The following is a 3,529-nucleotide window of genomic DNA, read 5'->3' on the forward strand; positions in this document are numbered from 1 at the left end:
GACAGGGACCACCTGTACCATCCATTATAAAGGATTTTTTTATGGACTTTTTTCAATTCGGAATTTTCAAATTAAATTAATGCAACGCTAGTGATACTAGCACTATTAATCATTCCAATTTGGCTTGAAGAACGTCGCATATCCGATCACTTAAAAACAATCTTGAAAACGATCGCTATTGGGGTATGCATTATATTTTGCATGACATTTCCTATACATACAACAGGAGGATTTATTTTCGATTTGCGTCAAGTCGCCATTTGGATTGGTGGTTTATATGGTGGGGCGTTTTCTGCTATTTTTCTTTCAATCGTTACTGTCATTTATCGAATTATAATTGGCGGTACAGAAGGTATTATTGTAACGATGATAATTACAGCAATCCAAGTCATCATTTGTTTCTTTTTTTATCAAAAGTTCCAAACATATTTGTCCGTTAAAAATCGAATTGTTACGATTACCCTTCTATCTGTCGGAACAACGATTTTGACAATTGCATTTTCTGGGATATGGATTGTTGATGAATATCAACTGTCACATATTATCAGCACGTATTTTCCAGCGCAACCACTTGCTGCGTTTTTAGGTGCTTATATTACTGAAACTATTCAAAAACATAGTGAACTTCGTCGACGTATTATTCGTGCTGAAAAGATGGAAGTGGTTGGACATTTAGCCGCCTCGATTTCACATGAGGTGCGCAACCCGTTAACCGTATCGAGAGGATTTATGCAATTGTTATTACAAAGTGAACGAATGAATTATAAAGATAAACAATATATTCAAATCGCCATTGAAGAAATTGATCGTGCAGAAGCGATTATTACCGATTATTTAACGTTCGCAAAACCAGCGCCAGAGCACGTCGAAAAATTAAATGTAAAGACAGAAATTGAGCGGGTAATTGATATTTTACGTCCTCTTGCCAACATGAACAGCATCGAAATTCAAGCATCTCTTGCACCATTTGCAGTGAAAGGAGAACGACCCAAGTTCCAACAATGTTTATTAAACGTCATGAAAAATGCGATTGAAGCGATGCCACACGGAGGAATATTGCGTATTAATGTGTCTATTGATAAAGATTACGTACTAATTCATATCAGTGACACAGGAATTGGTATGACAAAAGAACAAATTGAACGCTTAGGGGAACCTTACTTTACGACAAAAGGAACGAAGGGAACGGGTCTTGGGATGATGGTTGTATACCGTATCGTTGAAACAATGAAAGGTGATTTATTTATTCATAGCGAAGTGGGGCACGGAACAGATGTATATATGTATTTTCCATCTTATTATAAGTCGGATATCGAAAAATCGTCAAAGCGACATCAGTTTGAACAAGTTAGTTATTGACTTGTTCTTTTTTGTTTTTGTTGATTATTTAGAACATAGTTTAATTAATAAAAAAGGCCCTGTATAAAGCGGCCTTTTATAACTGCTTGACAAAATCACGCCCGAACGCAATACATAATTGCTTATCTTCATCTGTGGGCGTCAGTTCGATCTTTAGTCCATCAAGAATGACTTCAGCTCCTCGTTCTTGTAACTTTTCAATTAGAATATCAACCGCAGCACCGTATTTTTCATAACTTGAATCGCACGAACCGAAAACTGCTGCTTTTTTCCCTGTTAAATCAACATGATCTAGTTCATCATAAAAGTCTAAAAAGTCGTCTGGTAATTCACCGTCTCCCCACGTATACGCTCCAAGTAAAATACCGTCGTATTGCTCAAGTTCTGTCGCAGTGGTGTCTAATACCTCTTTGACATCTAACTCAATCCCTTGTTCACGAACACCGTCAGCAATCGTTTCAGCCATCTCCTCTGTATTTCCTGTCATACTTGTAAATACCATGATAACTTTTGACATTAGTCATCCCCCTATCTATATTATTGATAATCATTTTCAACAATTATATATTAAATGATAATGATTATCTTTGTCAAAACTTTTTAAAAAGAAAAACGCGCGATTTTTACCATCGCGCGCGCTTGATCTAGTACTCTTTTACTCTTTCACTTCTTTTTTCCATAATCCGACCATTAATGCTGTTACGAGCGAGCCAACTAAAATTGCAAGCACATACAAAAACGGATTTCCTTTTACAATTGGGATTACGAAAATTCCACCATGTGGTGCAGGAAGACCAATACCAAACACCATTGTCAATGCGCCCGCAATTGCTGAACCAACGATAATTGATGGAATGACACGTCCTGGATCAGCTGCCGCAAACGGAATAGCTCCTTCTGTAATAAACGAAGCTCCCATAATATAGCACGTTTTTCCTGCTTCTCGTTCTGCTTTTGTGAATTTCTTTTTAAATAGCGTTGTTGCGAGCGCCAATCCTAATGGCGGAACCATTCCACCCGCCATGATAGCTGCATGTGGGGCATAGTTTCCTGCATCAATCATCGCAATGCCAAACGTAAACGCCGCTTTATTAATTGGTCCACCCATATCAACCGCCATCATACCACCGAGGATAAGACCAAGTAAAACAAGATTGCCTGTACCCATATTTTCAAGCCATGTTTTCATTCCTTCATTTAGTGCTTTGACTGGATCAATAACGATATACATCATAATAAGTCCTGTGAGCAATATGCCGAATAATGGATAAAGTAGGACAGGTTTAATCCCTTCAAGTGATTGTGGCAGACGACTAAACCATTTTTTTAATCCGACAACAAGATAACCTGCTAAAAAGCCAGCAATCAATCCACCTAAAAATCCTGCACCACCATTTGCTGCCATAAATCCTCCGACCATTCCGGGCGCAAATCCTGGACGATCTGCGATGCTCATTGCGATGAAGCCAGCTAACACAGGAATCATAAGTGCAAACGCACTGCCCCCGCCAATGTCCATAAGCGCTTTCGCAATCGGGTGGAACGACGGATCATTTGGATCAAATGCTTTAATACCGAAAATAAATGAGATTGCAATTAAAATACCGCCACCAACAACGAACGGAAGCATATTCGATACGCCGTTCATTAAATGCTTATAAAATCCTGTTCGTTCTTTTGGTGCATACGAACGATTTCCACCACTTGCACGATAAATTGGAGCATCTTGTTTTAATGCTCGATCAATGAGTTGCTCTGGTTTACGGATCGCATCGGCAACAGGTACTTGGATGACATATTTACCATCGAATCGGTCCATTTCTACTTGTTTGTCTGCTGCAACGATAATCGCAACCGCTTCGTCAATTTCTTGTTGTGTTAACTCATTTTTCACTCCGCTAGAACCGTTCGTTTCTACTTTGATATCGATCCCCATTTCTTTTGCTTTCGCCTTTAAGGCATCAGCTGCCATATACGTATGCGCAATTCCTGTTGGGCACGCTGTAACGGCTAATACTTTTTTGTTTCCAAACGATTGTTTTTCTTCTTTCATCATTTCCCCCTCCTTCTCTTGAAGGTATTGTCAAAAGTTTTAAAGACATACCCTAAGTTTTTATTGATTTTATGCGGTTTTCGACAAAAAAAAGCTTGCCACCCCTGCTGTTTTTGG

General features: G+C 38.8%; 2 protein-coding genes and 1 pseudogene. 1 reads left to right on the top strand and 2 read right to left on the bottom strand.

The genetic code is table 11. The features are described from left to right. Positions 1-90: 90 nt before the first annotated feature. Positions 91-1,359: an ATP-binding protein gene (locus tag ASC42_RS13485; RefSeq protein WP_245191209.1), complete on the top strand. Its 1,269-nt coding sequence runs from the start codon at positions 91-93 to the stop codon at positions 1,357-1,359. Between the two features lie 76 nt (positions 1,360-1,435). Here ASC42_RS13485 and ASC42_RS13490 read toward each other — a convergent pair whose 3' ends face one another. After that, on the bottom strand, positions 1,436-1,876 hold the full coding sequence (locus ASC42_RS13490; RefSeq protein ID WP_055442107.1) for a flavodoxin: 441 nt from the start codon (positions 1,874-1,876) through the stop codon (positions 1,436-1,438). A gap of 138 nt (positions 1,877-2,014) precedes the next feature. Continuing rightward, positions 2,015-3,433, bottom strand: a pseudogene (locus ASC42_RS13495) (PTS fructose transporter subunit IIC); the annotation flags it as partial. Between the last annotated feature and the right edge of the window lie 96 nt (positions 3,434-3,529).

Origin of the sequence: Anoxybacillus suryakundensis, from assembly GCF_001418025.1 — a bacterium.
Taxonomy (GTDB): Bacteria; Bacillota; Bacilli; order Bacillales; family Anoxybacillaceae; genus Anoxybacillus; species Anoxybacillus tengchongensis.